1 protein-coding gene and 1 pseudogene are annotated in these 345 nt (G+C 57.7%); both read right to left on the minus strand.

Annotated elements, in window-relative coordinates; translation table 11 throughout:
* The coding region (locus EZM41_RS14850; protein WP_446697851.1) for a CDP-alcohol phosphatidyltransferase family protein at positions 1–142 on the minus strand (142 nt) is incomplete at its 3' end.
* A 6-nt stretch (positions 143–148) separates the two neighbouring features.
* Positions 149–345 (minus strand): annotated as a pseudogene (locus tag EZM41_RS14855) (hypothetical protein); the annotation flags it as partial.

Below are 345 nucleotides of genomic sequence, written 5' to 3' on the forward strand. Positions count from 1 at the left end.
CTGTCACCATGAACTCCCGCGACACTATGACCGCCACGATCCAATCCGGAAGGAGTTGGAGCTCGACGAGCGAGATCAGCGCCGCCGTCACGAGTATTTTGTCAGCCAGGGGATCGATGAACTTGCCCATGTTGGTGACCAGTCCGTGCTAGCGCGCTATATACCCAACGGCCGTATCGGTAAGGGCGGCGCCTATGAAGACGAGCCCTGACACCAGATCGCCATACCCTACGTCTAATATGAAAGCAGGATCGGGCGCGAGGTCGGCCGAAAGGCCCCATTTTGACAACAGTCTTTGCGAGGGCGTATCGCGCACAACCCTAGGCCTGCAGCGCCTAAATACAT

Origin of the sequence: Acetomicrobium sp. S15 = DSM 107314, from assembly GCF_016125955.1 — a bacterium.
GTDB classification, from domain to species: Bacteria; Synergistota; Synergistia; order Synergistales; family Thermosynergistaceae; genus Thermosynergistes; species Thermosynergistes pyruvativorans.